This is a genomic window from Pseudomonas sp. B611, assembly GCF_055407965.1.
The window spans coordinates 117,147-139,819 of sequence record NZ_JBUZST010000014.1 but is presented as its reverse complement, the minus strand read 5'-3'; the positions used below and the strand labels follow the sequence as shown (position 1 = coordinate 139,819).

Sequence of the window (22,673 nt, the reverse complement as noted above, 5' to 3'; positions counted from 1 at the left end):
TGTGGGAGTTGTCGAGCTTTAGCGAGGCTACGATGGCGACGGCATGGTCGATAGAGATGTCGCCTGTGCCGCCGTCTTCGCAGGCAAGCCAGCTCCCACATTTGAGCGGGTTCACAAGTCACTATGTGGGAGTTGTCGAGCTCTAGCGAGGCTACGATGGCGGCGGCATGGTCGATAGAGATGTCGCCTGTGCCGCCGCGTTCGCAGGCAAGCCAGCTCCCACCTTTGAGCGGGTTCACAGGTCACGATGTGGGAGTTGTCGAGCTTTAGCGAGGCTACGAAGGCGGCGGCATGGTCGATAGAGATGTCGCCTGTGCCGCCGCCTTCGCAGGCAAGCCAGCTCCCACCTTTGAGCGGGTTCACAGGTCACGATGTGGGAGTTGTCGAGCTTTAGCGAGGCTACGATGGCGGCGGCATGGTCGATAGAGATGTCGCCTGTGCCGCCGCCTTCGCAGGCAAGCCAGCTCCCACCTTTGAGCGGGTTAACAGGTCACGATGTGGGAGTTGTCGAGCTTTAGCGAGGCTACGATGGCGACGGCATGGTCGATAGAGATGTCGCCTGTGCCGCCGTCTTCGCAGGCAAGCCAGCTCCCACCTTTGAGCGGGTTCACAGGTCACGATGTGGGAGTTGTCGAGCTTTAGCGAGGCTACGAAGGCGGCGGCATGGTCGATAGAGATGTCGCCTGTGCCGCCGCCTTCGCAGGTAAGCCATACCCGTTAGATCACAAACCTGGCCACCATCCCATTCAAATCCACCGCCAGGCGCGACAGCTCATGGCTGGCTGCGCTGGTCTGGTTGGCACCCGCCGCCGACTGGGTCGCCAGGTCGCGGATGTTCACCAGGTTGCGGTCCACTTCGCGGGACACCTGGGCCTGCTCTTCCGAAGCACTGGCAATCACCAGGTTGCGCTCGTTGATCAGGCTGATGGACTGGGTGATCTGCTCCAGCGCCACACCAGCGGCGCGAGCCATTTCCAGGGTGTTTTGCGTGCGTTGATTGCTTTGCTGCATCGATTGCACCGCTTCACCGGTGCCGTTCTGGATACCGGCGACCATCTTCTCGATCTCCTGGGTCGACTGCGCCGTGCGATGGGCCAAGGCCCGCACTTCGTCGGCCACCACCGCAAAACCGCGCCCGGCTTCACCGGCGCGTGCCGCTTCGATGGCGGCGTTGAGCGCCAGCAGGTTGGTCTGCTCGGCGATCGCACGGATCACGTCGAGCACTTTGCCAATATCGCGGCCTTGGGTAGCCAGGCCTTCGATCAACACGGACGTGTTTTGCACATCCTGGGTCATGGTCTGGATCGCGCCGACGGTTTCCACCACACGGTCACGGCCTTCACGTGCCGCCTGGTTGGACTGGCTGGATGCTTCGGAGGTGGACACCGCGTTACGCGCCACTTCTTCCACCGCCGCCGTCATCTCGTTGACCGCCGTGGCGGCCTGGTCGATTTCGTTGTTCTGTTGTTGCAGGCCCTTGGAGGCCTCTTCGGTGACCGCGCTGAGTTCCTCGGCGGCGGAAGCCAACTGCGTGGCCGAGCCGGCGATGTGCTGGATGGTCTGGCGCAGGTTGGCTTGCATGGTGCCCAGGGCGCTGAGCAGGCGTGCCGGCTCATCCTTGCCATCGTCTTCGATGACCTTGCTCAGGTTGCCGCTGGCGATGGTCTCGGCCACTTCCACGGCTTTACGCAAGGGGGTGACGATGCTGCGCGTGAGCAACCAGGCCAGCACCACCGTGAGCAGCGCGGCAACCACCGACACGGCAATCACACCGGTGATCGCACCCTGATAGCTTTGCCCGGCTTCGGCGTCGGCATTCTTGGCATCGGCCGCGTTGATGGCGATCAGCTTGTTCAACTGCTCGCCCATCTGGTCGGTGCCGTCCTTGATCCGGGTATTGATCAGGGCACGCACGTCCTCGACCTTGCCTTGCCTGGACAGGGCGACCATCTCGGCCTGGGCCTTGAAGTAGTTGTCCAGGGTGGTGACGAAGGTTTTGTACAGCGCTGCTTCCTCGGGGCCGGCGGGAAGCGCCGCGTAGCTGGCCTGGGCCGCCTTGACCTTGTCGCCCAGCGCACTCATGCGGGTTTCAGCTTCTTGCAAGGCGGCCGGCTCGCGGTTGACCAGCACACGAAACGACAGAATGCGCAGGCGCAGCACGTTTTCCGTGATGCTGCCCAAGGACGTTACGCTGGGTAGCTGGGTGGCGCTCATGTCCACCGAGGACTGGCGTATCTGCGTCATGCGGTTGACCGCAAACACCCCCAATAAAACCACTAACAACGCAATAAAAGCGAAACCGAGAAACGCGCGTGGGGCGATATTCAGCTGACGAAGTGACATAGGGGGCTGCTCTCAGAAGGAGTGTTTGCGAGCGTCCCTGCCGCGAAACGATCAGCCGGCGTCAACGCGCCGTTCTGACCTTTGGTCACCACTGTTATGGTTGGAATGTGGGCCTATACGAGGTATCGGCAGGCTCTGCCGATTTATGCAGGGCGTTTATAAATATTTTTTTACACTTCTGACGCTAGGCAGTTTCTGGCATCCTGCGCCTCCATTTTCTGACCCGAGCCCGCATTTTGTCTGACGCTCAAGCCCCCCGCCCCCGTTATAAATCCGACCTGATCTACGGCCTGGAAGACCGCCCGCACTTCACCGCCGCGATTTTTGCCGCGTTGCAGCACGTGCTGGCCAGTTTTGTCGGCATCATCACGCCCACGCTGATTGTCGGCGGTGTGCTGGGCCTGGAAAGCGAAGTGCCATATCTGGTGAGCATGGCGCTGTTTGTGTCGGGGCTGGGCACCTTTGTGCAGGCGCGCAAGTTCGGGCCGATTGGTTCGGGGCTGTTGTGCCTGCAAGGCACGAGTTTTTCGTTTATCAGCGTGATCCTCAGTGCCGGGTTTATGGTCAAGGCCCGGGGCGGCGGCACCGACGAGATACTCTCGACGATCTTCGGCATCTGCTTTTTTGCCGCGTTTATCGAAGTGGTGCTGAGCCAGTTCATCGGCAAGCTGCGCATGCTGATTACCCCGGTGGTCACCGGCACCATCATTACCTTGATGGGCTTGTCACTGATCAAGGTCGCGGTCACCGACATGGCCGGCGGCTATGGCGCCCAGGACCTGGGCGCGGCCACCAACATGGGCCTGGCGGCCTTGGTGCTGTTGACCATCGTCGTCCTCAACCGCTTCAGCAATCCGTTCCTGCGCCTGGGCTCCATCGTTATCGGCCTGACCCTGGGCTTTGTGGTGGCCTGGATGCTCGGCCGCGTGGACATGGCGGCGTTGCCGCAGGTGCCGTTGATCAGTGTGCCGGTGCCATTCAAGTACGGGTTCTCGTTCGACTGGGTGGCGTTTATCCCGGTGGCCGTGATCTTCCTGATTTCGCCGTTGGAAGCGGCCGGTGACCTGACGGCCAACTCGATGATTTCCCAACAGCCGGTCAAGGGCCCGCTGTATATCAAGCGCATCAAGTCGGGCCTGTTGGCCGACGGCCTGAACTCGGCGATGGCCGCCACCTTCAACAGTTTGCCGATGGTGACCTTCGCGCAGAACAACGGCGTGATCCAGCTGACCGGCGTGGCCAGCCGCTACGTCGCGTACTTTATCGCCGGCCTGCTGGTGCTGCTGGGGCTGTTCCCGATGATTGGCGCGGTGCTGCAATTGATGCCCAAGCCGGTACTCGGTGGCGCCACCCTGATCATGTTCGGCACCGTGGCGGTGGCCGGGATCAAGATCCTCGCCGAAGCCGGCCTGCACCGGCGCAACGTACTGATCGTGGCGATCTCCCTCGGCATGGGCCTGGGCGTCGCCGCCGTGCCGGAAGTGCTGCGCGACCTGCCCAAGGCGCTGCACAACATCTTCGAATCGCCGATCACCGTGGGCGCATTCTGTGCAATCCTGCTGAACATTTTCCTGCCGGAAGAGTTCATAGAGCTGGAAGAAGATGAATTTGATCCGGAGTCCTCTACCCTCAAAGTGATGCAGGACCCGGACGTCACGAAATAAGGGACACTTTTTATGCGCAAGCTCATGGTTCTCTCGTTACTGCTGCTGACCCTGAGCGCTTGCGCGCTGTTCCCCAACCGTGACCCGGTGAATATCAATGTGGTGGGCATCGAGCCCCTGCAAAGCCAGGACCTGGAAGTGCGCTTCGCCGTGAAACTGCGGGTGCAGAACCCCAATGAAACGGCGATCGACTACAACGGCGTGGCCCTGGACCTGGAAGTCAATGGCCGCCCGCTGGCGTCGGGGGTGAGTGACCAGGCTGGCACCATCCCACGTTTCTCCGAGACCGTTCTGATGGTGCCGGTGAGTGTTTCGGCGTTTTCCGTGTTGCGTCAGACCCTGGGCCTGAGCCAGACCCAAAGCTTGAACAACCTGCCCTACGTGCTGCGGGGCAAACTGGCGGGCGGGTTGTTTGGCACTATGCGCTTTGTCGACCGAGGCAGCCTGGACCTGCCGAACACCGCCACTTGGTAACGGCCATGCAACCCACCTTGCTCACCGAACGCCTGGTCCTACGCCCGCTGACGTTGGATGACGCCGAGGGCATCCAGCAGCAGTTCCCCCATTGGGACGTTGTGCGTTACCTCAACGCCCTGGTGCCCTGGCCCTACCCGGCCGACGGCGCCCTCGACTACCTGCAACACGTCGCCCTGCCCGCCATGGCACGTGGCGAGGAATGGCACTGGTCGATCCGCCTGAAAAGCGCGCCGGAGCAGTTGATCGGTAATGTCAGCTTGATGGATGAAGTGGATAACAACCGGGGATTCTGGCTTGGCCCGCAGTGGCAGGGGCAAGGCTTGATGGGCGAAGCCAGTGCAGCGGTGACTGACTATTGGTTTGGCGTGCTGCAGCGGCCGCTGTTGCGGGTGCCCAAGGCGGCGCCCAACCTGGGGTCGCGGCGGATTTCCGAGCGTGAGGGGATGCGGTTGATCAGGACGGATGAAGGCGAGTTTGTGGAAGGCACCTTCCCCCGGGATATCTGGGAGATGACCCGCGAGCAATGGCTGAAATCCAAATCCTCCAGCCAATAGAGAACGAATGTGTAGTGGGCTTGTGTGGGAGCGGGCTTGCTCGCGAATGCGGTGTGTCAGTCGACACATCTATTACTGGGCCACCGCTTTCGCGAGCAAGCCCGCTCCCACATTTTGGACTGCGTTTAATCAGTGATGAAGCGAACTCCGGGCTTTTCGCGCTCATCCACCACCAACTCGAACACATCCGGCCGGGCATAGTGCCCCACCACGTCATAGTCATACCGCGCCCGCACCAACTCGTCGGTATCGATCTGCGCCGTCAGCAACCCCGCTTCGCCCACCAACGGCCCCGCCAGGATGTCGCCCATCGGCCCGACAATCACACTGCCACCGGCAATCAACGGGCGCTGCGCCGGCCAATTGGCCACTTCCACGCCCAGCGCGGCGGGTGACGCCTGCACCTGGCACGCGCTCACCACAAAACAGCGCCCTTCATGGGCCACGTGACGCATGCTCACCTGCCACATCTCGCGCTCGTCCACCGTGGGCGCGCACCATACCTCGACCCCCTTGGCGTACATCGCGGTGCGCAGCAGCGGCATCATGTTTTCCCAGCACACCGCACCGCCGATACGTCCCACCGCCGAGTCAATCACCGGCAAGGTCGAACCGTCGCCCTTGCCCCAGATCAGCCGTTCGGTACCGGTGGGCATCAACTTGCGATGCTTGGCCACCAGGCCGCCCGTGGGCTCGAAATACAACACGGTGCAATACAGCGTGCTGCCACTGCGCTCGATCACACCGATCACCAGGCTGGCGCCAGTGCGGGCCGCCAGGCCGGCCAGCGCCTGCGTCTCGGCGCCAGGCACATCGATGGCATTGGCGAAATAGCGCGCAAAGGCTTCACGACCTTCCGGCAGGCGATAACCCAGTTGCGTGCCAAACCCTTCGCCTTTGGGATAGCCGCCCAGCAACGCCTCGGGCATCACCACCAATTGCGCGCCGCTGCGCAGGATCTCGTCCTCATAGCCGAGGATTTGCGCCAGGGTTTCAGCCTTGCCGCCGGGCAAGGCACCGATTTGCAGGGCCGCGACTGTGGAAACAGGCATCTCGATGACTCCGAATAGTGGGGGTTGCCCATTCTCTCGCTCGCCGCGATCATGAATAAAGCCCCCTTCAGTGCTGAATGATATGAGCCAAATGAATATCGACAAGATCGATCTCAACCTGCTGAAAACCTTCGAAGCCCTGCACGATGAGTCCAGCGCCAGCCGCGCGGCGTTGCGCCTGGGAGTGACCCAATCGGCCATCAGCGCAGGGCTGCGACGTTTGCGCGAGGTGTATGACGACCAGTTGTTTGTGCGCACCGGGCGGGGCTTGGCGCCCACCGTGCGGGCCAACCAGTTGCGGCCGGTGATCAGTGAAGCGCTGGATCGTTGCCGGCACAGCCTGGCCATGGTCAACCCCGATAACCAGGAGTACCAGGGCCGTTCGGTGGTGCTGGGCCTGTCCGATGATTTCGAGATTGCCTACGGGCGCCGGCTGATGGCGGCCATTGCCCAGCGGGCGCCAAAGCTGCGGGTGATCTTCCGCCAGACCCACAGCCAGATCGTCGCCGCCGCCCTGCTCGACCGCAGCCTGGACCTGGCGATTACGGCGGGCGGTTTTGCCCAGGGCCGGTTGAGCCGCCAGGTACTGGGAGAAGGCGATTACCGTTGCCTGCTGGACTCGGACCAGGCAAGCATCGACCTGGACGAGTTCGTCACGCGCGAACATGTGCTGGTGTCGTCCGGCGGTTTTATCGGGATTACCGATGAAGGCTTGGCGGCCCAAGGGTTGAGCCGCCAGGTCTGCGCCTCCACCAGTCACTTCGCCGCGTTGCCGTTTCTGCTCAAGGGCAGCCAGGCCGTGGCGACCATTCCCGGGCATGCGGCCCAGGCGATCGCCGAGATGACCGGCCTGCGGGTACTGCCCTGCCCGCTGGCCCTACCGCGCTACCCGGTGGAGCTGGGCTGGCGCACCCAGGCGCAGTTGGACCCGCTGTTGCTCAAGGTGCGCGAAGCGGTTGTGGCGAGCTTTATTTAGCCGCCGCCATCAACTTGTTGACTTCACTGCGCACCATATTGGAGAACTCCGGCGGCGACATGCCGTCGAGTTCTGCGCGTACCCATTCAGCCCATTTGCCCTTGCGCTTGGCGCGCTCGCCGAACAAGCGTGCCGCTTCGCCCTTGGCCTTGCCCAGGTTGGTTTGCCACAGGTCGTAGAGGCGGGACTTTTCATCTTCCAGCTCGGCGCGTTCGGCGAGGGTCTTGTTGGCCAGATTGAAGCTCATGTTGAATTACCTGCTGCACAAATAGGCGACATCTTACACTGTAGGTCGAATTTTCCTGATTCGGATTTTGGCCAAAGCCGCCGGCAGGCAAAAAAACTGCAACTTTTGCCGACACCCGACACTCCATTGTTCACTGTCACATTCACTTGCAAGGAGTCGCCCAATGGCCCGCAAAACTGCCGCCCAAGCTGTCGAGGAACAAATCAAGGATCAAGCCTTCAGTGAGCTGACGGCGTTGATCGAAGAGTCGGACAAACTGCTCAAAAGCAGCGCTGCCCTGGTGGGCGAAGAAGGCGAAACCCTGCGCGAACAGGTCGCCATCAAGCTCAAGCAAGCTCTGGACTCGGTGTCCAGCGTGCGTGAGCGCAGCAAGCCGGTGGTGGATGCCACCGAAACCTATATCGGTGGCCACCCGTGGCAGACCGTGGCGATTTCCGCAGGCTTTGGCCTGGTGGTCGGCTTGCTGTTGGGCCGTCGCAACTGAGTACAACCGGCTGCGCCCAGGGCGCAGCCGGTTTATCCGGCGTTTGCCAGCGCCCGCAGGTCTTGCAGCTCCTGCGCATCCACCAAAATCCCTTCCTGCTCGGACTTCGCCCTTGTGCGATGCCGGCGATCCCCCGGTAACCGACGCAACCCCGCCGCATGCATCTGCCGCACCAATTCCTGGCTGCGCTCGGCAAACGCCTGGCCGCTGGTTTTGCTCGGGTCGATCAAGATCAACAGTTGCCCGGTCCAGGGTGTACGGGCGCCGGGATGATCCGACCAGTCGAATTCAAACGAGAAGTTACCCCCCGTCAACGCTGCCGCGAGCAACTCGACCATCATCGACAACGCCGAGCCCTTGTGCCCGCCAAAGGGCAGCAACGCGCCGCCTTCAAGGATGGCTTTGGGGTCTTGCGTGGGCTGGCCCAGGCCATCCACCCCCATGCCTGGCGGCAGGCGCTCGCCCTTGCGCGCGGCGATCTGTACGTCGCCATGGGCGATGGCGCTGGTGGCCAGGTCAAACACGATCGGCAAGCCATCGGCACGCGGCGCAGCGAAGGCAATGGGGTTGGTGCCGAACAGCGGACGGTCGGCACCGTGGGGCACCACGCACGTCATGCTGTTGACCACGCTCAGCGCCACCAACCCTTGTTCAGCGAAGGGTTCGACATCCGGCCACAAGGCCGCGAAATGATGGGAGTTATGGATCGCCAGCAAGGCAATCCCGGCACTGCGGGTTTTTTCCACCAATAACGGGCGCGCCGCTTCCAGGGCGGGCTGGGCAAAGCCGTTGGCGGCATCCACCCGCACAAACCCCGAGGCCACATCCGTGACCTGTGGCACCGCGCGGCCATTCACCCAGCCACTGGCCAGCGTGCTGAGGTAACCAGGAATACGGAAAATGCCATGACTGTGGGCGCCATCGCGTTCGGCGCTGGCACAGTTGGTGGCGAGGATCGCAGCCACCTCGGGCGACGTGCCATGGCGCTCGAATACCTGTTGCAGCAGCGTCACCAACGCGCCGAACGCGATAGAGACATTGGAACCCTCAACGACCTTGGACGGGGTAGACATCTGCAGCTCCGAATTATGATTGGAAGGGGCAACAAGACGGGTAACTCAAGCCTGTGATTAAACAACGCGCCGGCCGCCTGCTGTCAATCTTCGTTTACCCGGCAGGTCGCTTTTGCAGCAGTTATCTACCGCAACGGATGCTTTGCCCCCTCCTACCCTGACCTCGACACTATGGCCGCGCAGGCCTTGACGGAGAGCAGTGGATGGCAAGCGTAACCCCCCCGTATTTCTTCCAGGAGTTCCACCTTCCGGTAAGGAGGAAACAGCCTAGCGAACGCGAACGCGCCCTGGGCCTGACCCTCAACGACCTGGACTGGTTGAACACGCTGTACTACGCCACCGATCAAGCGCGTCAGGATGACGGCTTGCGCGATCACCCCATGCGGGTCGAAACAATCATCCTCACACTGTCTCCCGAGGTATCCATCCCCCTGGCCGGGGCCTTCCTGATGAGCCCAAGCCCAGATGACAACAAAGAGTTGCTCTACACCCCGTATGGCGGGATCGAGGTGTTCCATGACCGTGATGAAGTGGTAGATGAACTTATAAATCGCTTGATGAATACATCTCAACGAATTGATTTAATTGCACTTTTATCAATAGAACAACGTAAAGAATTTCCGCCGGGCACTGCCTTTACATTGGATACGGCAGCCATACCCGGCGCGGTCTTCGAAGACCAGGCACGCACCATCAACGCCAACCAGACACTCAACCTGCACGCCATGCTGACGGAACTACGCACAACGCCGACCTTGTCGTCGATGCTCGCGACCTTGCTTGGCATCATGGCGCAGTCCTATTTCCCCGGCCTTGACCAGCGGGAAACGCGAGTCAACAGTTTCGTCGCTGCCGACGAACACGATCCGAGCGCTATTCCCCGCTGGATCAGCTCCGCCCCCCTGGCCGAAGTGTTGTTGCAGTATTACCTCAAGCAGGACTGGCCTGTGGGCCAAACACGCACCTTTACCCACCCACGCCACATCACCCGCCACTTCAGCGCTGGCGAACGCACGGAGGACTTGCGACGCTGGGAAACCCTGGTGCAACAAACCGCAGGCACCCTTTCCAAGTTGCTGAGCAGCTTATTGTTGACCTGGTGGAACGAAGACATCGACAGCGGCCAATCGCGCCTGGACCTGTTTGCCCAGGTGATGAGTGACAAATTCCGCGTCGACCTGCTGTTCAAGCACCAGTCCGGCGTCGTGACGGCTGAAGAAAGCCATGACCTGCGCGCGATATACCTGCCCGATCAGGCGGCGCGCCGTGCCTGGAAGCCGTCGCTGCGCATCGAAAAAGTGAGCATCCACGCGCCTTATCAACATTACGTGGAGCTGGCCGCGACCTTGCTGATCAGCGACAAGCACGCCTACCTCTACACCCAATCCCGTGGGCTGCAGGTGCTCAACGACCTCGACGACCTCAATGACACGTTGCTGAGCATGCTCAAGGCCGCGGGGCACGAAGATGAGTTGCTGAACTTCCTGTCCCTGGAGGAGCGCAGTACCTATATCGCCATGGACGAGGTTCAGGTCAGTGGCCTGCCCGTGGTCGGCAGTGTATTCGCCAGCATGGTCAGGGACATCGCCGACAAACAAATGAGCAATATGGAGTATGCCCTCGGGCAATTTCGCCGCAGCGATGGCGCCGTTGACCTGGCGGCCCTGCTCGATTGCGCCACGGACGTGCGCCATATGCTCGACAACCGCCTGTTGGCGCTGGACGCCGCAGGCCGCTGGAGCCTGCACCCGGTCAGCAGCGGGAACGGGCGACCCTCAACGATGCTGGCCGAACGCGCCAAGCAACAGTTGCCACTGCTGCAAGCGGCGCAGGCAGCATCCGTTGCACTGCGCAGCAACCATCCCACCCTGCGCAGCCTGGTGTGCCACGCACTGGATGCCGAACTGCACAAGCGCCGGTTGGATATCGATGCCAATGACGTATACATCAACACCTATGCCACCCAGGCCGAGCAGCGCGAGGAGCGCATACCGCTGCGCTCGGTGGCGCTGATCGACCACTTTGTCGAACGCCTGGCGCAGGTCGGCGGCCCCTTGGGCGACACGCCGGACATGGGCTTTTACACCCGCCACCAGGCAGGCGCGGCCATGCGCTGGAACACCCTGACCAGCACGACCGTCAATAGCCTGGTTACCCATACCCTGCTGGGGTTCGCCAACCATGACCTGCGCGAGTTGCCGCGCAGCTTCCTGGCCAGTCACCGCGGTGCAGAAACCAACGCCCTGCTACTCGGGCTACGCAGTGAAGCCCAACTGCGCTTGTTGAACAAGACGCTGGCTCCCCGCACATACGCCATCCTCGACACCGTGCTACGCCCCGACAGCATGACCCGCCTGCAACGCCATGGCCTGCTGGGATTTCTGCCGGACGCCTACGGATTGACCCTCACCCAAGGCAATGAAGTACTGCCTTTGGCCAACTGTTTTGTACTGACCGAACGCGGCGGTATCGACCCAGGCCTCTCCGGCCAGGCAGTGCTGTGGACGCCCCAGCGTGGCCATGAACCCTTCGCCTCCGTACATGCCCTGCGCGCGCACTTGGAACAACGTCTGGCAGATCCTGTAAAGCGCCTGGCACTCCTGCAAAACTTGTCCATCCGCCAGCACCCCCCACATAAAACCTTTGGCCTGGGCGCGCTGCAACGTATCGACGAGCATTTGCTGGATAACCGCCAACACAGCTACCTCGACCAGCTACTCGCCAATATTGACTACTGGCTGGCCGCGCCACTTGGCCCTACGCAGCTGCAGGATTGCCTGGACCTCGAGATGCAGCAGGCCTCGCCGTCCAACCTGAGCCGAGCCACAGCCGTCGCCCAGGCGATAATTCACCAGCAGGCATTACCCGTGTGGCTCGGAATAGCCTCGCCCCAGGAGCAACAGCTGCACGCCGAATTGTTGGAGCAATACCGCCTCAGCGCGCCGGATGATCGCGATTACCTGCACAGCCTGCCACCCCTGCGCGAGCACGCCGCCGAACGCCTGCGTGCCTTGCTCGACGCACGCTACCCAGGCCAGGACTTGAACCCCGACGATGTCTTGATCCCCACGCGCATCGCGCTTAACGGGCACAGTCAAAGCCTGACGGACTTTGCCCTGCGCCACCTGCCCGACTTGCCCACCGACAGCCTTCGTCCGAAAGCTCGTGGCGCAACGCCCCTGCCCTCGACATTCGACGGTGCAGCGGTGGTTCAACTGGTACGCCAGTTGGACATTGCGTCAACCTATCGCACCCTGCTCAGCACGCACCTGGCAGCAGACACCGAGGATGCGCGCCAACGCCGCGACCTGTTTTGTCGGCAATTGCCCTGGCAGCTGTTACGTCACGCCCACGAAGAGAAGCTCGAAGAACGCCTGAGTGAGACAGCCTGGGGGTTTATCCAACAAATCTTCGACATGCCGGATGCGATGGCGCGCGAGCAGGTGAGCGGCACTACGGCAATGATTCGCCCGCTGGAACTGGTGGCGACGCAGGGTGCGCAAGCGGTCAAGGTGGTCGGGGTGTACGTGATCGGTCCGCAGGCGCGGGCGTCCGGACCATTGGTACTCTACGCGCCCTACAGCCCGCTACGTGTGCTCAGGGAATACGCTAACGAAGCAGAGCTGTTGGTCGAGATCAACCGCCCTGGTCCGTTGCAGGACTGGGTCGTTCGCCAACTGGAGGTGCCGCAGCAGGCGACCTACCGCAACCTCCTGAGTGCACCGCAACGCGCAGGCTCGGATATCCGCCTGGCCTCGAACCCGGTCCGGGGTAATATCCTGCCGCAGCTGTTCCACGACAACACCCTGCAACTGCTGACAATGCTCGCCTGCCAGTTCGAACGCGAAGGCAAGGACCAGTGGGATGGCATCACCAGCCTGTTACGCGACGGCATTCCAATGACGATGCAGTTCATTGCCGGCAAGCTGAAGTACCCGTTAGTGGTATGGCGCAGTTTCAAGCTGTTCCTGGCGTCCGCCGAAGACTTGCAGCAACAGCGCTTTGGCGAGGGGCTGCGCAGGTTTATCCAGGGTTTGGCAGCGCTGGCGTCGTTGCGTAGACAACTTGACGAGTCGCTGCCTGATGAGCCAATCCCCGTGCCCAGCAACCCGCCAGAGACCGGCCCCGCAGCTGCCACCACCAGTGACACGCTCGACGTGACAGACCCGATACGCACGCGACTGCGGCATTTTGAAGACATGACTGTAGCGCTGAATGATCTGCGCCTGGACCCACAGCACCACGTGTACACGCAACCGGTCAGCAACCGCAGCTACGTGCCGGTGGCGGGACGGGTTTACCCGGTGGCACGCAGTGGTCAGCACTGGCGTATAAGCCTTGCTGCGGAGTTGGGCCCGTTTGTCGAACGCAATGCACAGGGCCGATGGGTACTGGACCTGAGCGAGCGCGAGCCGCGCTTCGGGCCGACCTTGTCGCGTTTCAGGGGGCGGTTCATCACCCGAAGGACGATACGCGACGCCCTCAATGTTGAAGCCGTGGGGTTGCAGGCCATCCATGCGATGGACGCAGATAGAGCCCTGGCCATTCATCGGGCGCTCAACGTGGCGCTGTACTACACCTTCACCTGCCTGGATAACCTGACGCTGTTTGCCGCACACAACGATCCCGATTCCCCGGTCGGCCGAGTGCTGACAGAAATGTTTGGCGTGCTTAACTTCAACCCGACACAAATGGCGAAAATACAAAACCGCGTCAGGGAAATTCGCGATGGCCTGACCCAGCCGAGCCTGCTCAGGTTCGATTCAATGCGCTTCGTGGTCGGTTCGCCCCGCTGGCATCTTGGTCAGACCTTTGCCTTTGTCATACCGGAAGATGTGGAGCAGAAAATCTATCTGCTGGACCTCTTCTTCAGTACACCAATGGACATTTACCAGGGACATCTGAATACGCCCTTCGAGATCCACGATCATGCACGAGCGGCCACGTTGATTCATGAAACGAGCCACCTGGTGTCAGACACTTTCGACATCGCGTACATGGACTCCATGCGCCCGTTCCTGGACCTGATCAACCGTGGAACGGCCGAAGGCCTGAGAAAATATACAGCGCTGGCCAACCTGCAAAGTAGCGCGCTGTCCATACAAACGCCTGCAAGCATGCTGTTCAAGACCTGGGATGACTTGTCACAACGCTGGGAAGACTTGGGCAGCAGCGGCTCGAGCAAAGCGCGCGACAAGGTACTGCACCTCACCGGAGCCAGGACATTGCAAGATGCCCGGGTAACGTTCATGAGCGATGCAGATCGGCGAATGGACATCATCCTGGCCAATGCGGACTCGGTGACCTACCTGATTACGCACCTGGGACGGGCGCTGCATCGGGGGCCATGAAGCAGCCCCCGATCCCTGGATCAGTCCTTCTGATCACGCAGCACATTGCCCGACGCGCCGTCGATGCGCGCCTCGTACACGCTGCCATCGGCCTTGCGGCCTTTGACTTCCCAATAGCCATTGTCATCGGCCTCAGCGGCGTAGACCTCGACATAACCGGCCTTGGTCTTGGCCACGTCAATGGCCTTTTCAATCGTGATCCAGCCCGCCCCCGGCTTATCAGCGAGGGCGGCGCCGGCGCTGAGCAGCGCGGTGGTTGCACACAGGGCGACTAAGGTTTTCTTCAGCATTTTCGTACTCCATTGTGGGAATGTCCTAAAAGGCTTAGGCGCACACAAACGAGAATAAGTTCCAATTGACGTGCAATCACCATGATGGCAGTTCTCGGCGCCAGCCTCGGAGGTTAGAATGTGGGAAATCAGGACGTTTAAATGACAGAAAAGTCTCTTTCAGAAGCCGAATATGACGCGATCACCGACGCCGCCGCGCATTGGTGCATGCGTTTGCACGCGCACGATTGCACACCCGCCGAGCGCCAGGCTTTTGAACAGTGGCATGACGCTCACTCGCTGCACGCGTTTGAATACGCGGCCATGCTCGAGATCTGGGACGTCGCCGACCACCTGCCGCGCGACGAACCCGCGTCGGTGGTGGTGCCGTTCACACCGCGCCGTCGCCTGCGCAACCTTGCGGTAGCGGCGGCAATCTGCCTGGCGGCGCTGCCGCTGGCGGCATTCACTGGCTGGGAAGCAGGCTGGTTGCCAAACACCTATGAGCGCTTCGAAGCACCCAACGGTTTGCGTCAAGTTACGCTGAGCGATGGCAGCCAAGTGGAACTGAACCTGGGCACCGAGCTGGTCTATAGCAACTACAAGGACCAGCGCCGCGTCACCCTGAAAAAAGGCGAGGCGTTTTTCAAGGTCAGCCATGACAGCGCCCATCCGTTTATCGTGCATGCCGGCGACGGCCAGGTACGGGTGACGGGCACGCAGTTCAACGTCTGGAAGTATGAAGACCAGGTCCGCGTGATGCTGCTTGAGGGTTCGGTACAGATCGCCAGCGACCGGGTGCACGGCAGCGTGCCGCTCACACCGGGAATGCAAGCCAGTTACCGCCAAGGTGATGCAACCCCCCGAGTCAACTCGTTCAACCCCAATGACACGGCCCTGGCCTGGCGCCAGGGCAAGCTGGTGCTCGACAACCTGGCCCTGGCTGACGCGCTGCCTCTGATCAACCGCTACCTGAAAAAATCGGTGATGCTGGCCGATGCCAATACCGGCACGATCCGCATTGGCGGTATCTACAACATCAATGAGGTCAACAACCTCGTCCCCTCGTTGCCCAAGGTTTTGCCGGTTTACCTGACGCAAAACCAGGATGGCAATCCTGTGCTCAATTCGATTCCGCGTAAAACCCCGAAAGGCTGATCCCTGGCTGGCAGGCCCGAGCATTCTCGCGCCTGCGGTGTCCATTTTTTTAACACCCCTCTCCTCTGAATCGCCCGGACGGCACGGATTCATCGCTTTGTCATGTGCGGTGTTACAGCGCTGATACAGCCTGGTGAAGCGTTTGTGCCATGGCGGGGTACGCGCGGCTGCAAGGGGTGTTGTCTCGCCGGCGTTACAACTTACTCACTACTTGGCCATCAATTAACTTCAACCCATTGAATAGAAACAGTAAATAAAAAGCGGCACGGCTTCTGCTCTATCCCTTACAGCGCTGTTTAGGGTCAGCGCGAAGAATAAGGAATGCCGCCGTGATCACACTCACTCAAGGTTCGATGAACGTACTGCTGATCAGCTGTGTACTCAGCGTTGGCATCAGTGCTCCGACCCTGGCCGGCGACGGCATTATCGTGACAGGCCGCAATGTGCAAGCGCACATGGCAGGTCGCGCATCGTTCGGTCCTGATCCATACCCCCAAACCGCCAACGTCAATCCGAGCCGGGAAATCCATGGCGCCCTTTCCGGCGAACTGAGCGACCGCGACTTCGGCAACGTCAGCAGCGGCTTGAGCATCAACCGTTCGCTCCAGCCCAACGGCAATCTCTCCGGCTTGAATGCCACACAAAACAGCATGTCCACCCTGGGCGCTGGCGCAGCCGCCAGCCGCAGTGGCGCCAGCAGTGGCGGCATGGGCGGTCAGATCAGCGGCTCGATCCAACGTGGTCTGGCGCCCCTGAACAGCCTTGGCGGCATGATGGGGGGCAAACAATGACACGCTCCCTGCTCATCCTCGCCCTGCTCACCAGCACCTCGGCGATGGCCGACAACACTGCCGTGATGAACAACAGCGGCAAAGCCTACAACGGCAACGTGATGATCAACCAGTCGGCGGGCAACCAGCAGCAAACCGCTAACAATCGCGCGGTTGCACTCGGTGGCCAGGCCACCACCCGCAACATCCAGAACATGGATGGCAAGGTCGACCCCTCCCTGAATGCCAAGGCAGCGATCGAGGGCAACTCTTTTACCAATGGCAACGGCATGTTGGGCATCAACCAGTCCGCCGGGGCCAATAACCAATTAGTCAATGCCGTGAGGATCAGCGTCAACGCTGGCCCGCAAAGCATCGACGACAGCGTCCTGTTGCAACAGAACACGACGACGCTGGCAACCGACTCAGGGCTCACCCCCACCACTGGCAGCCGCCAAGTCGTGACAAGCGACCAGGCCTTCACAGGCAGCCGAGGAGTGATTCAGGTGAACCAGAGTGCTGGGGTGGGGAACCGAGTGGCTAACACCCTGGGCATCACTATCAAGTAAAGGCTTGGTAGCACTAGTTAGACCGTACCAACACTTAACCAACTAATTAGAAGCAAGGAGAAACACCATGAAACCTCAAATGGCTCTGAAACCAATGGTTTTCGCTCTCGCCGCACTCATGGCTGCTGCTGCTCAAGCAGGTGGCTGGCACCCTGCACCTCAACCAACCGGCACTATTGCCGCCGTCGTTACGGACGTGCAAAACAGCGGGCTGAACAAGTTCGACGACACTAAAACTGAAAACAACGCGTCGGCCGATAACTCGGTCAACAGCAATAACGGTAACACTGGGGTCAACGCTCAAGCCGGCAGTGGCAACCAGGCAGATAACGCTGCCGCCATCTCCAGCGCTAAAGGCGATGCTGCAACCGTATTCGGCGTGGTCGATGTGACTCAAAACAGCGGGCTGAACAGCTTCGTGAACAAAGGCACGCAAAACAACGCTTCGCTGGATAACTCGGTTAACTGGAACTCCGGCAACGTGGGTTACAACGGTCAAGCCGGTCAAGGTAACCAAGGCAAAAACAACCTGGCGATCGTGACTGCTGACGGCAAAAACATCGCCGCCGCGGCCAACACTGAGCAAAACTCGCTCGCCAACAGCTACCTCAACGCCGCAGCCAGCGGGTATGGCCATCACGGCAAACCTCAGTATGTGTCGAACAACTCCAGCCTCGACAACTCGGTTAACCACAACTCCGGCAACGTAGGTGTGAACCTGCAATCCGGTTCGGGTAACCAAGGCAGCAACAGCCTGTCGATTGGTCAAGGTTGCACTGTCTGCGCCAGCGGCGTGCGCTTCTGATGTAACGAGGGCCTTGGCAACAAGGCCCTTTTTTATTCCAGTGTCCAACAGGTCATTCGATCATGCGCCTCGCGACCCTCACCCTCTTGATGTTGCTCACCGGCCCGACTTGGGCAGGCACCATGGCGATCTCCGCCTTGCCTGGCGGTGCAGTCATCTACAAGAAGGTCGAGAGCATCCGTGAACGCCGCTTCGCCAACCTGGTGGAACAGAAAACCGATTTCAGCTGCGGTGCTGCCGCACTCGCCACCATCCTGCGCCAGGGTTATTGGCTCGACGTAGATGAAGAACACGTGATCAAAGGCATGCTGGTCAACGCCGACCAGGACCTGGTACGCACCCAGGGGTTTTCCATGCTGGACATGAAGCGCTACCTCGAAAGCATCGGCATGCGTGCCCGGGGCTACAAGATCGGGCCAGACACCCTGGCGACCTTGAAGATCCCCGTGGTGGTGTTGCTGGAGATTCGTGGCTACAAGCACTTCGTGGTATTGCAGCGTTCGGACAAGGACTGGGTCTATATCGGCGACCCGGTGCTGGGCCATAAACGCTACTCACGCGATGACTTCGTCAAAGGCTGGAATGGCATCGTCTTCGCCGTGCTGGGTGAAGGGTACGACAAGGCCAACGCCCTGCTCGACCCGCCCTTGCCGCTGACCGCCAAGAACCAGTTGAATGAGTTCAGGCCTATAGGCGATGCCGAGCTGATGGACTTCGGTTTCATCCAAAGCGACTTCTTCTAAGAAGCGCAATAAGGGGCAGGACGCTCCAGGAGCAAAAGATGAACACTTACCGTTGGCTGACGGTCATGTGCCTGGCAGCCTCAATGCCCGCTTATGCTTCATCGGCGTTCAAGCCCATTGAACTCAAGGATTCGGAAATGGCCGAGCTACGCGGCCGTTACGTGATGCCGGGGCGAATCATCAGCTTTGGCATTGTCATGAGCAGCACCTTCAAAGATGCCGCCGGAAACATTATCACCGGCACGGCCAACATGCAGATCGACTCGTCCACGGTCACCCCGCAGTTTTATGTGCATACCTCCGGTTCTTCAGGAACGGGCACTGGCCAAGGGCCGGGCACCGGCACGGTAACCGGGGGCGCCGGCTTGGGCAGCGGCCAGGGCGTGACGCAAAGCGTACGCGCCGCCGGCGATGGCAACACGGCCTACAACAATGTCGGTATCAGCGTGACGGAAAATGGCTTTGCACCCGCCAATGTCGTGCAATCCGGGGAAGTACTCCTGGCGGGTGGCGTGGTCAGGGGCACAAGCGCGGCAGGTGATATCGCCGTTTCAGCGCAAAACGGCGGCCTGCAAATGGCGATTCAAGCCAAGAACAACCAAGGCAACAGTCTCCAGCAGATCGGCGGCGGTAACGTGGGCCAATCCATCCGCCTAACCGGCAACGCCAACTTCGTCAACAACATGACCCAACTCAACGTAGTAATGGGCAATAACGGATTGAACAACCCAGCGTTGAACTGCAACCTGGATCAACTCAAAGGCCTACGCGCTCTCGGTTATTGAACTACGCTGACCCTCGACACTTTCGCATTAGAAAAGGACGGCTTATTTCATGCATCGATCGTTATCGCTACGTGCGGTGGTCTGTTTAAGTACGCTCTTGCCCGCATCCATGTTGTATGCCGCGCCAGACGCCGATATCGAGACCCTCAAACAGGAACTTCTGGAACTCAAGCAGCGGTACGAAGTGCAGCAGAAAGCCTTGGCGGTACTTGAGCAGCGAGTCCGTCAGGTTGAGGATCAACCGGCGACCCCGGCACCGAAACGCCTGGCCAAATCCCCGGCTGACTTCCAAAAGGCCAACGGTACAGCCGTTGCCGGTACTGGTGCGGCGGCTGCGTCCGGTGGCGCGGGGGGCGGCGGCAGTTCCTATGGCCAGGCCCTCAAGGACGATTCGGCACCTGCGCAAAGCGTGAGCAACCTCTACAACGAAGCCAGCGGCTTTTTCGGCAATGGCAATTTCAGCTTTGAAACCGGCATCACCTACGCGCGTTACGACGCTCGCCAATTGACCCTTAACGGTTTCCTGGCGCTGGACTCGATCTTCCTCGGCAATATCAACCTGGACCGCATCAAGTCCGACAACTGGACCCTGGACCTGACCGGACGCTACAACGTCGACAACCGTTGGCAGTTCGACGTCAACGTGCCGGTGGTGTACCGCGAGTCGACCTACCAATCCGGCGGCGCCAATGGCGGCAGCGGCACCTCGACCTCCGAGGAATCGGTGACGCGCGATCCGACCATTGGTGATGTCAACTTCGGGGTGTCCTACAAGTTCCTCGACGAAACCCCGTCCCTGCCGGATGCGGTGGTGTCGGTGCGGGTCAAGGCGCCGACGGGCAAAGAGCCATTCGGGATCAAGCTGGTGCAGTCGGCGAACAATACCAACCTTTATGTGCCCGAGAACTTGCCGACGGGCAACGGCGTATGGTCGATCACGCCAGGCATCTCGCTGGTGAAGACCTTCGACCCTGCCGTACTGTTTGGCTCGCTGTCCTACACCCACAACTTCGAAGGTTCGTTTGACGACATCAGCAGTGACGTCAACCAGAAAGTTGGGGGCAAAGTCGCCCTTGGCGACAGCTTCCAACTCGGCGTCGGCGTAGCCTTCGCGCTGAACGAGAAGATGAGTATGTCGTTTTCGGTCTCCGACCTGATTCAGCGCAAGAGCAAGCTCAAGCCTGACGGTGGCGACTGGCAATCGGTGGTCTCCAGCGATGCCAACGCCGGTTATTTCAACGTGGGCATGACGATTGCTGCGTCGGATAACCTGACCATCGTGCCCAACCTGGCCATCGGCATGACCGACGATGCGCCGGACTTTACCTTCAGCCTGAAATTCCCCTACTACTTCTGATTGCCACACAAGGAAAAGCCCCGCAACGATAAGGGTCGTTGCGGGGCTTTTCGGTTTACCCGCCCTAGCGGATCTGGTGTTTGTGCAGCAACCGGTAGAACGTTGGCCGGGAAACCCCCAGCACACGGGCGGCGACACTCAGGTTGTCGCTGTGCCGGTTGAGCACATCACACAGCGCCTGACGTTCGGCGCGGTGCTTGTAATCCTCCAGTGTAGCCATCGGCGCAACAATTGCCTGTTCACTTTGCAATCCCAGATCAACGGCTTCGATCTGCCGCCCTTCGGCCAGTACCAGGCCACGGCGCACGCGGTTTGCCAGCTCACGGACATTGCCCGGCCAAGGGTGTTTTCCCATCGCGACCAGGGCGCTTTCGCTGAAGCTGCGTGGGCGCCGCCCGGTTTCCTGGCTGTAGAAGCGTGAAAAGTGGTTGGCCAGCATGGCGACATCACCGTGGCGCTCGCGCAGGGGCGCGGTCACCACTTGCAGGACATTGAGGCGGTAATACAGGTCTTCACGAAAGGCACCCTTCTCGACCGCCGCTTCCAGATCGACGTGGGTCGCAGCCAATACCCGCACATCCACGGGAATCGGCTGGCTTCCACCGACGCGTTCGATCTGCTTCTCCTGAAGAAAACGCAGCAGGTTGGCTTGCAGCTCCATGGGCAGGTCGCCGATTTCATCGAGAAACAGCGTGCCACCATGGGCCGCCTCGATCCGCCCGACCTTGCGCTGATGAGCACCGGTGAACGCGCCCTTCTCATGGCCGAAGAGTTCCGACTGGATCAGGTGTTCCGGGATCGCGCCGCAGTTGATCGCGACAAACGGCTTGGCATGGCGTTGGGATTGACGGTGCAGGGTCTTGGCCACCAACTCCTTGCCGGTGCCGCTGTCGCCACGGATCAGCACCGGGGATTCGGTGGGGGCCAGCTTGGACAACAGCTTGCGCAACTCGCGGATGGGGCGGCTGTCTCCCAGCAATTCATGCTCGGGCTCGTCCACCGGCGTATTGGCCTGGCCGCGCAGGCGCGCCATGCCAAACGCACGGCCCAGCGTGACCTGCACCCGGGAGACGTCAAACGGCAAGGTGTGAAAGTCGAAGAACCATTCGCAGACAAAATCGCCGACGTTTTGCAGACGCAACACGTCGTGGCTGAGCACGGCGATCCATTCGGTACCGCTGCGGCCAATCAGTTCCTTGACCGCCTCGGGCCGCTCCAGGTGATAAGGCTGCAACCGCAGCAGGCCAACGTCACATGACCTGTCCCCGACGGCTTCCAGCGCACAACTGTCTACCTCCCAGCCGGCCGTGCGTAAACCCGGCAGTAACCCGTGACAGTCGTCACAGGGGTCAACCACCAGCAAGCGGCGCTGCACAGGTGTAACAACCATGACTATTCCTTGGCGTCAAAATTGTTAAATTTATTTAGAAACAACGGTTTGTGATGCCTGATCGTTACAGTAGCAAGGTATTGACGCGTGTCTTGTACCGTTTCGCTATAAGTGTTGGCAAAAAGCCACTTCGCTGCGCTGGGGATGAAAAAGTTGCCGCGCCTGAAAACTTTCATTCAGCTTTCAAAACAGCTGTTTACATGACACCCATCACGAAAGTTTGAAATTTCTTGCTCTAACATGTGACCCGTACCCCGCCATCGTGCATCAGTACAAGTAACTCGCCGCCTGGCTCGCCCAACCGACGGCACTCCACTTGATTGGGCATTTAGAGAGAAGACCCACATGAACGCCCCGCTCCGCATCAACGAAGCTCTTTTGATCGCAGACCGTGCCTTCCAGCCCTTTCAATGCGTGGCCTGGCATGACGGCAATGGCGCCCTGAGCCTGAGCGTCATCGACCGTACCAACAACCGTATCGGCAGCAAGCAACTGTCTTCGAGCGCCTATACCGACCCGGCGCAACTTGAAGACTTGCTGTTGCAAGCCCGCGCCGAACTCGATCAAGGCGGTTATCAGTTGCAGTCCTGGGCAATGCCCAAGTAA

Annotated in this window: 20 protein-coding genes; 14 read left to right on the top strand and 6 right to left on the bottom strand. The window is 60.5% G+C overall.

Going from position 1 to position 22,673, the window contains the following annotated elements:
* Positions 1-717 precede the first annotated feature (717 nt).
* Positions 718-2,343 (bottom strand): methyl-accepting chemotaxis protein, encoded by a 1,626-nt coding sequence (locus ACZRMO_RS23635; protein WP_463974372.1) that lies wholly within the window; start codon positions 2,341-2,343, stop codon positions 718-720.
* 236 nt (positions 2,344-2,579) lie between these two features.
* On the opposite strand from ACZRMO_RS23635, the gene ACZRMO_RS23630 reads away from it, so the two are divergent.
* From ACZRMO_RS23630 to ACZRMO_RS23620, 3 genes are read left to right on the top strand one after another with little or no spacing between them, the layout of a single operon-like run.
* Positions 2,580-4,007, top strand: coding sequence for a nucleobase:cation symporter-2 family protein (locus tag ACZRMO_RS23630; protein ID WP_463974371.1), 1,428 nt, complete (start codon positions 2,580-2,582; stop codon positions 4,005-4,007).
* A 12-nt stretch (positions 4,008-4,019) separates the two neighbouring features.
* The gene (locus tag ACZRMO_RS23625) at positions 4,020-4,481 is read left to right on the top strand and encodes an LEA/WHy family protein (protein ID WP_463974370.1); all 462 of its coding nucleotides are present in this window, start codon (positions 4,020-4,022) and stop codon (positions 4,479-4,481) included.
* 5 nt (positions 4,482-4,486) lie between these two features.
* Positions 4,487-5,038: a GNAT family N-acetyltransferase gene (locus ACZRMO_RS23620; protein ID WP_463974369.1), complete on the top strand. Its 552-nt coding sequence runs from the start codon at positions 4,487-4,489 to the stop codon at positions 5,036-5,038.
* A gap of 125 nt (positions 5,039-5,163) precedes the next feature.
* On the opposite strand, the gene ACZRMO_RS23615 is transcribed toward ACZRMO_RS23620, so the two are convergent.
* Complete coding sequence (locus ACZRMO_RS23615; RefSeq protein WP_463974368.1) at positions 5,164-6,090, bottom strand: carbon-nitrogen hydrolase family protein; 927 nt, start codon at positions 6,088-6,090, stop codon at positions 5,164-5,166.
* An 82-nt stretch (positions 6,091-6,172) separates the two neighbouring features.
* On the opposite strand from ACZRMO_RS23615, the gene ACZRMO_RS23610 reads away from it, so the two are divergent.
* Positions 6,173-7,066 (top strand): LysR family transcriptional regulator, encoded by an 894-nt coding sequence (locus ACZRMO_RS23610; RefSeq protein ID WP_463974367.1) that lies wholly within the window; start codon positions 6,173-6,175, stop codon positions 7,064-7,066.
* Here ACZRMO_RS23610 and ACZRMO_RS23605 read toward each other — a convergent pair.
* Positions 7,059-7,313: a hypothetical protein gene (locus ACZRMO_RS23605; protein WP_003190904.1), complete on the bottom strand. Its 255-nt coding sequence runs from the start codon at positions 7,311-7,313 to the stop codon at positions 7,059-7,061. The genes ACZRMO_RS23610 and ACZRMO_RS23605 overlap by 8 nt on opposite strands.
* 163 nt (positions 7,314-7,476) lie before the next feature.
* Here ACZRMO_RS23605 and ACZRMO_RS23600 point away from each other — a divergent pair, with 163 nt between their 5' ends.
* The gene (locus ACZRMO_RS23600; RefSeq protein ID WP_017738628.1) at positions 7,477-7,797 is read left to right on the top strand and encodes an ElaB/YgaM/YqjD family protein; all 321 of its coding nucleotides are present in this window, start codon (positions 7,477-7,479) and stop codon (positions 7,795-7,797) included.
* A gap of 32 nt (positions 7,798-7,829) precedes the next feature.
* Here ACZRMO_RS23600 and ACZRMO_RS23595 read toward each other — a convergent pair whose 3' ends face one another.
* The gene (locus tag ACZRMO_RS23595) at positions 7,830-8,870 is read right to left on the bottom strand and encodes an Ldh family oxidoreductase (RefSeq protein ID WP_463974366.1); all 1,041 of its coding nucleotides are present in this window, start codon (positions 8,868-8,870) and stop codon (positions 7,830-7,832) included.
* A gap of 203 nt (positions 8,871-9,073) precedes the next feature.
* Between ACZRMO_RS23595 and ACZRMO_RS23590 the strand changes: the two genes are divergently transcribed.
* Positions 9,074-14,221: a dermonecrotic toxin domain-containing protein gene (locus tag ACZRMO_RS23590; protein WP_463974365.1), complete on the top strand. Its 5,148-nt coding sequence runs from the start codon at positions 9,074-9,076 to the stop codon at positions 14,219-14,221.
* Between the two features lie 20 nt (positions 14,222-14,241).
* Here ACZRMO_RS23590 and ACZRMO_RS23585 read toward each other — a convergent pair whose 3' ends face one another.
* On the bottom strand, positions 14,242-14,511 hold the full coding sequence (locus ACZRMO_RS23585; RefSeq protein WP_124529723.1) for a PepSY domain-containing protein: 270 nt from the start codon (positions 14,509-14,511) through the stop codon (positions 14,242-14,244).
* A 141-nt stretch (positions 14,512-14,652) separates the two neighbouring features.
* On the opposite strand from ACZRMO_RS23585, the gene ACZRMO_RS23580 reads away from it, so the two are divergent.
* The 7 genes from ACZRMO_RS23580 (at position 14,653) to ACZRMO_RS23550 (ending at position 20,677) form a co-directional block, all read left to right on the top strand.
* Positions 14,653-15,648: a FecR family protein gene (locus ACZRMO_RS23580; protein WP_463974364.1), complete on the top strand. Its 996-nt coding sequence runs from the start codon at positions 14,653-14,655 to the stop codon at positions 15,646-15,648.
* A 329-nt stretch (positions 15,649-15,977) separates the two neighbouring features.
* Complete coding sequence (locus ACZRMO_RS23575; RefSeq protein ID WP_463974363.1) at positions 15,978-16,439, top strand: hypothetical protein; 462 nt, start codon at positions 15,978-15,980, stop codon at positions 16,437-16,439.
* Entirely contained in the window at positions 16,436-16,987 is a 552-nt protein-coding gene (locus ACZRMO_RS23570) for an adhesin (protein WP_207046386.1), read from the top strand. The genes ACZRMO_RS23575 and ACZRMO_RS23570 overlap by 4 nt, the downstream gene beginning before the upstream one ends.
* A gap of 67 nt (positions 16,988-17,054) precedes the next feature.
* A complete protein-coding gene (locus ACZRMO_RS23565; protein WP_463974362.1) occupies positions 17,055-17,792 on the top strand; it encodes a hypothetical protein in 738 nt (245 codons plus the stop codon).
* Positions 17,793-17,854: 62 nt separating this feature from the next.
* The gene (locus tag ACZRMO_RS23560) at positions 17,855-18,535 is read left to right on the top strand and encodes a C39 family peptidase (protein ID WP_463974361.1); all 681 of its coding nucleotides are present in this window, start codon (positions 17,855-17,857) and stop codon (positions 18,533-18,535) included.
* Positions 18,536-18,573: 38 nt separating this feature from the next.
* Positions 18,574-19,320, top strand: coding sequence for a hypothetical protein (locus tag ACZRMO_RS23555; protein WP_463974360.1), 747 nt, complete (start codon positions 18,574-18,576; stop codon positions 19,318-19,320).
* Between the two features lie 49 nt (positions 19,321-19,369).
* Positions 19,370-20,677, top strand: a complete 1,308-nt coding sequence (locus ACZRMO_RS23550) for a hypothetical protein (protein ID WP_463974359.1) — start codon at positions 19,370-19,372, stop codon at positions 20,675-20,677.
* A 64-nt stretch (positions 20,678-20,741) separates the two neighbouring features.
* Here ACZRMO_RS23550 and ACZRMO_RS23545 read toward each other — a convergent pair whose 3' ends face one another.
* On the bottom strand, positions 20,742-22,067 hold the full coding sequence (locus ACZRMO_RS23545; RefSeq protein ID WP_463974358.1) for a sigma-54 dependent transcriptional regulator: 1,326 nt from the start codon (positions 22,065-22,067) through the stop codon (positions 20,742-20,744).
* A 345-nt stretch (positions 22,068-22,412) separates the two neighbouring features.
* Between ACZRMO_RS23545 and ACZRMO_RS23540 the strand changes: the two genes are divergently transcribed.
* Positions 22,413-22,673: a hypothetical protein gene (locus tag ACZRMO_RS23540; protein WP_463974357.1), complete on the top strand. Its 261-nt coding sequence runs from the start codon at positions 22,413-22,415 to the stop codon at positions 22,671-22,673.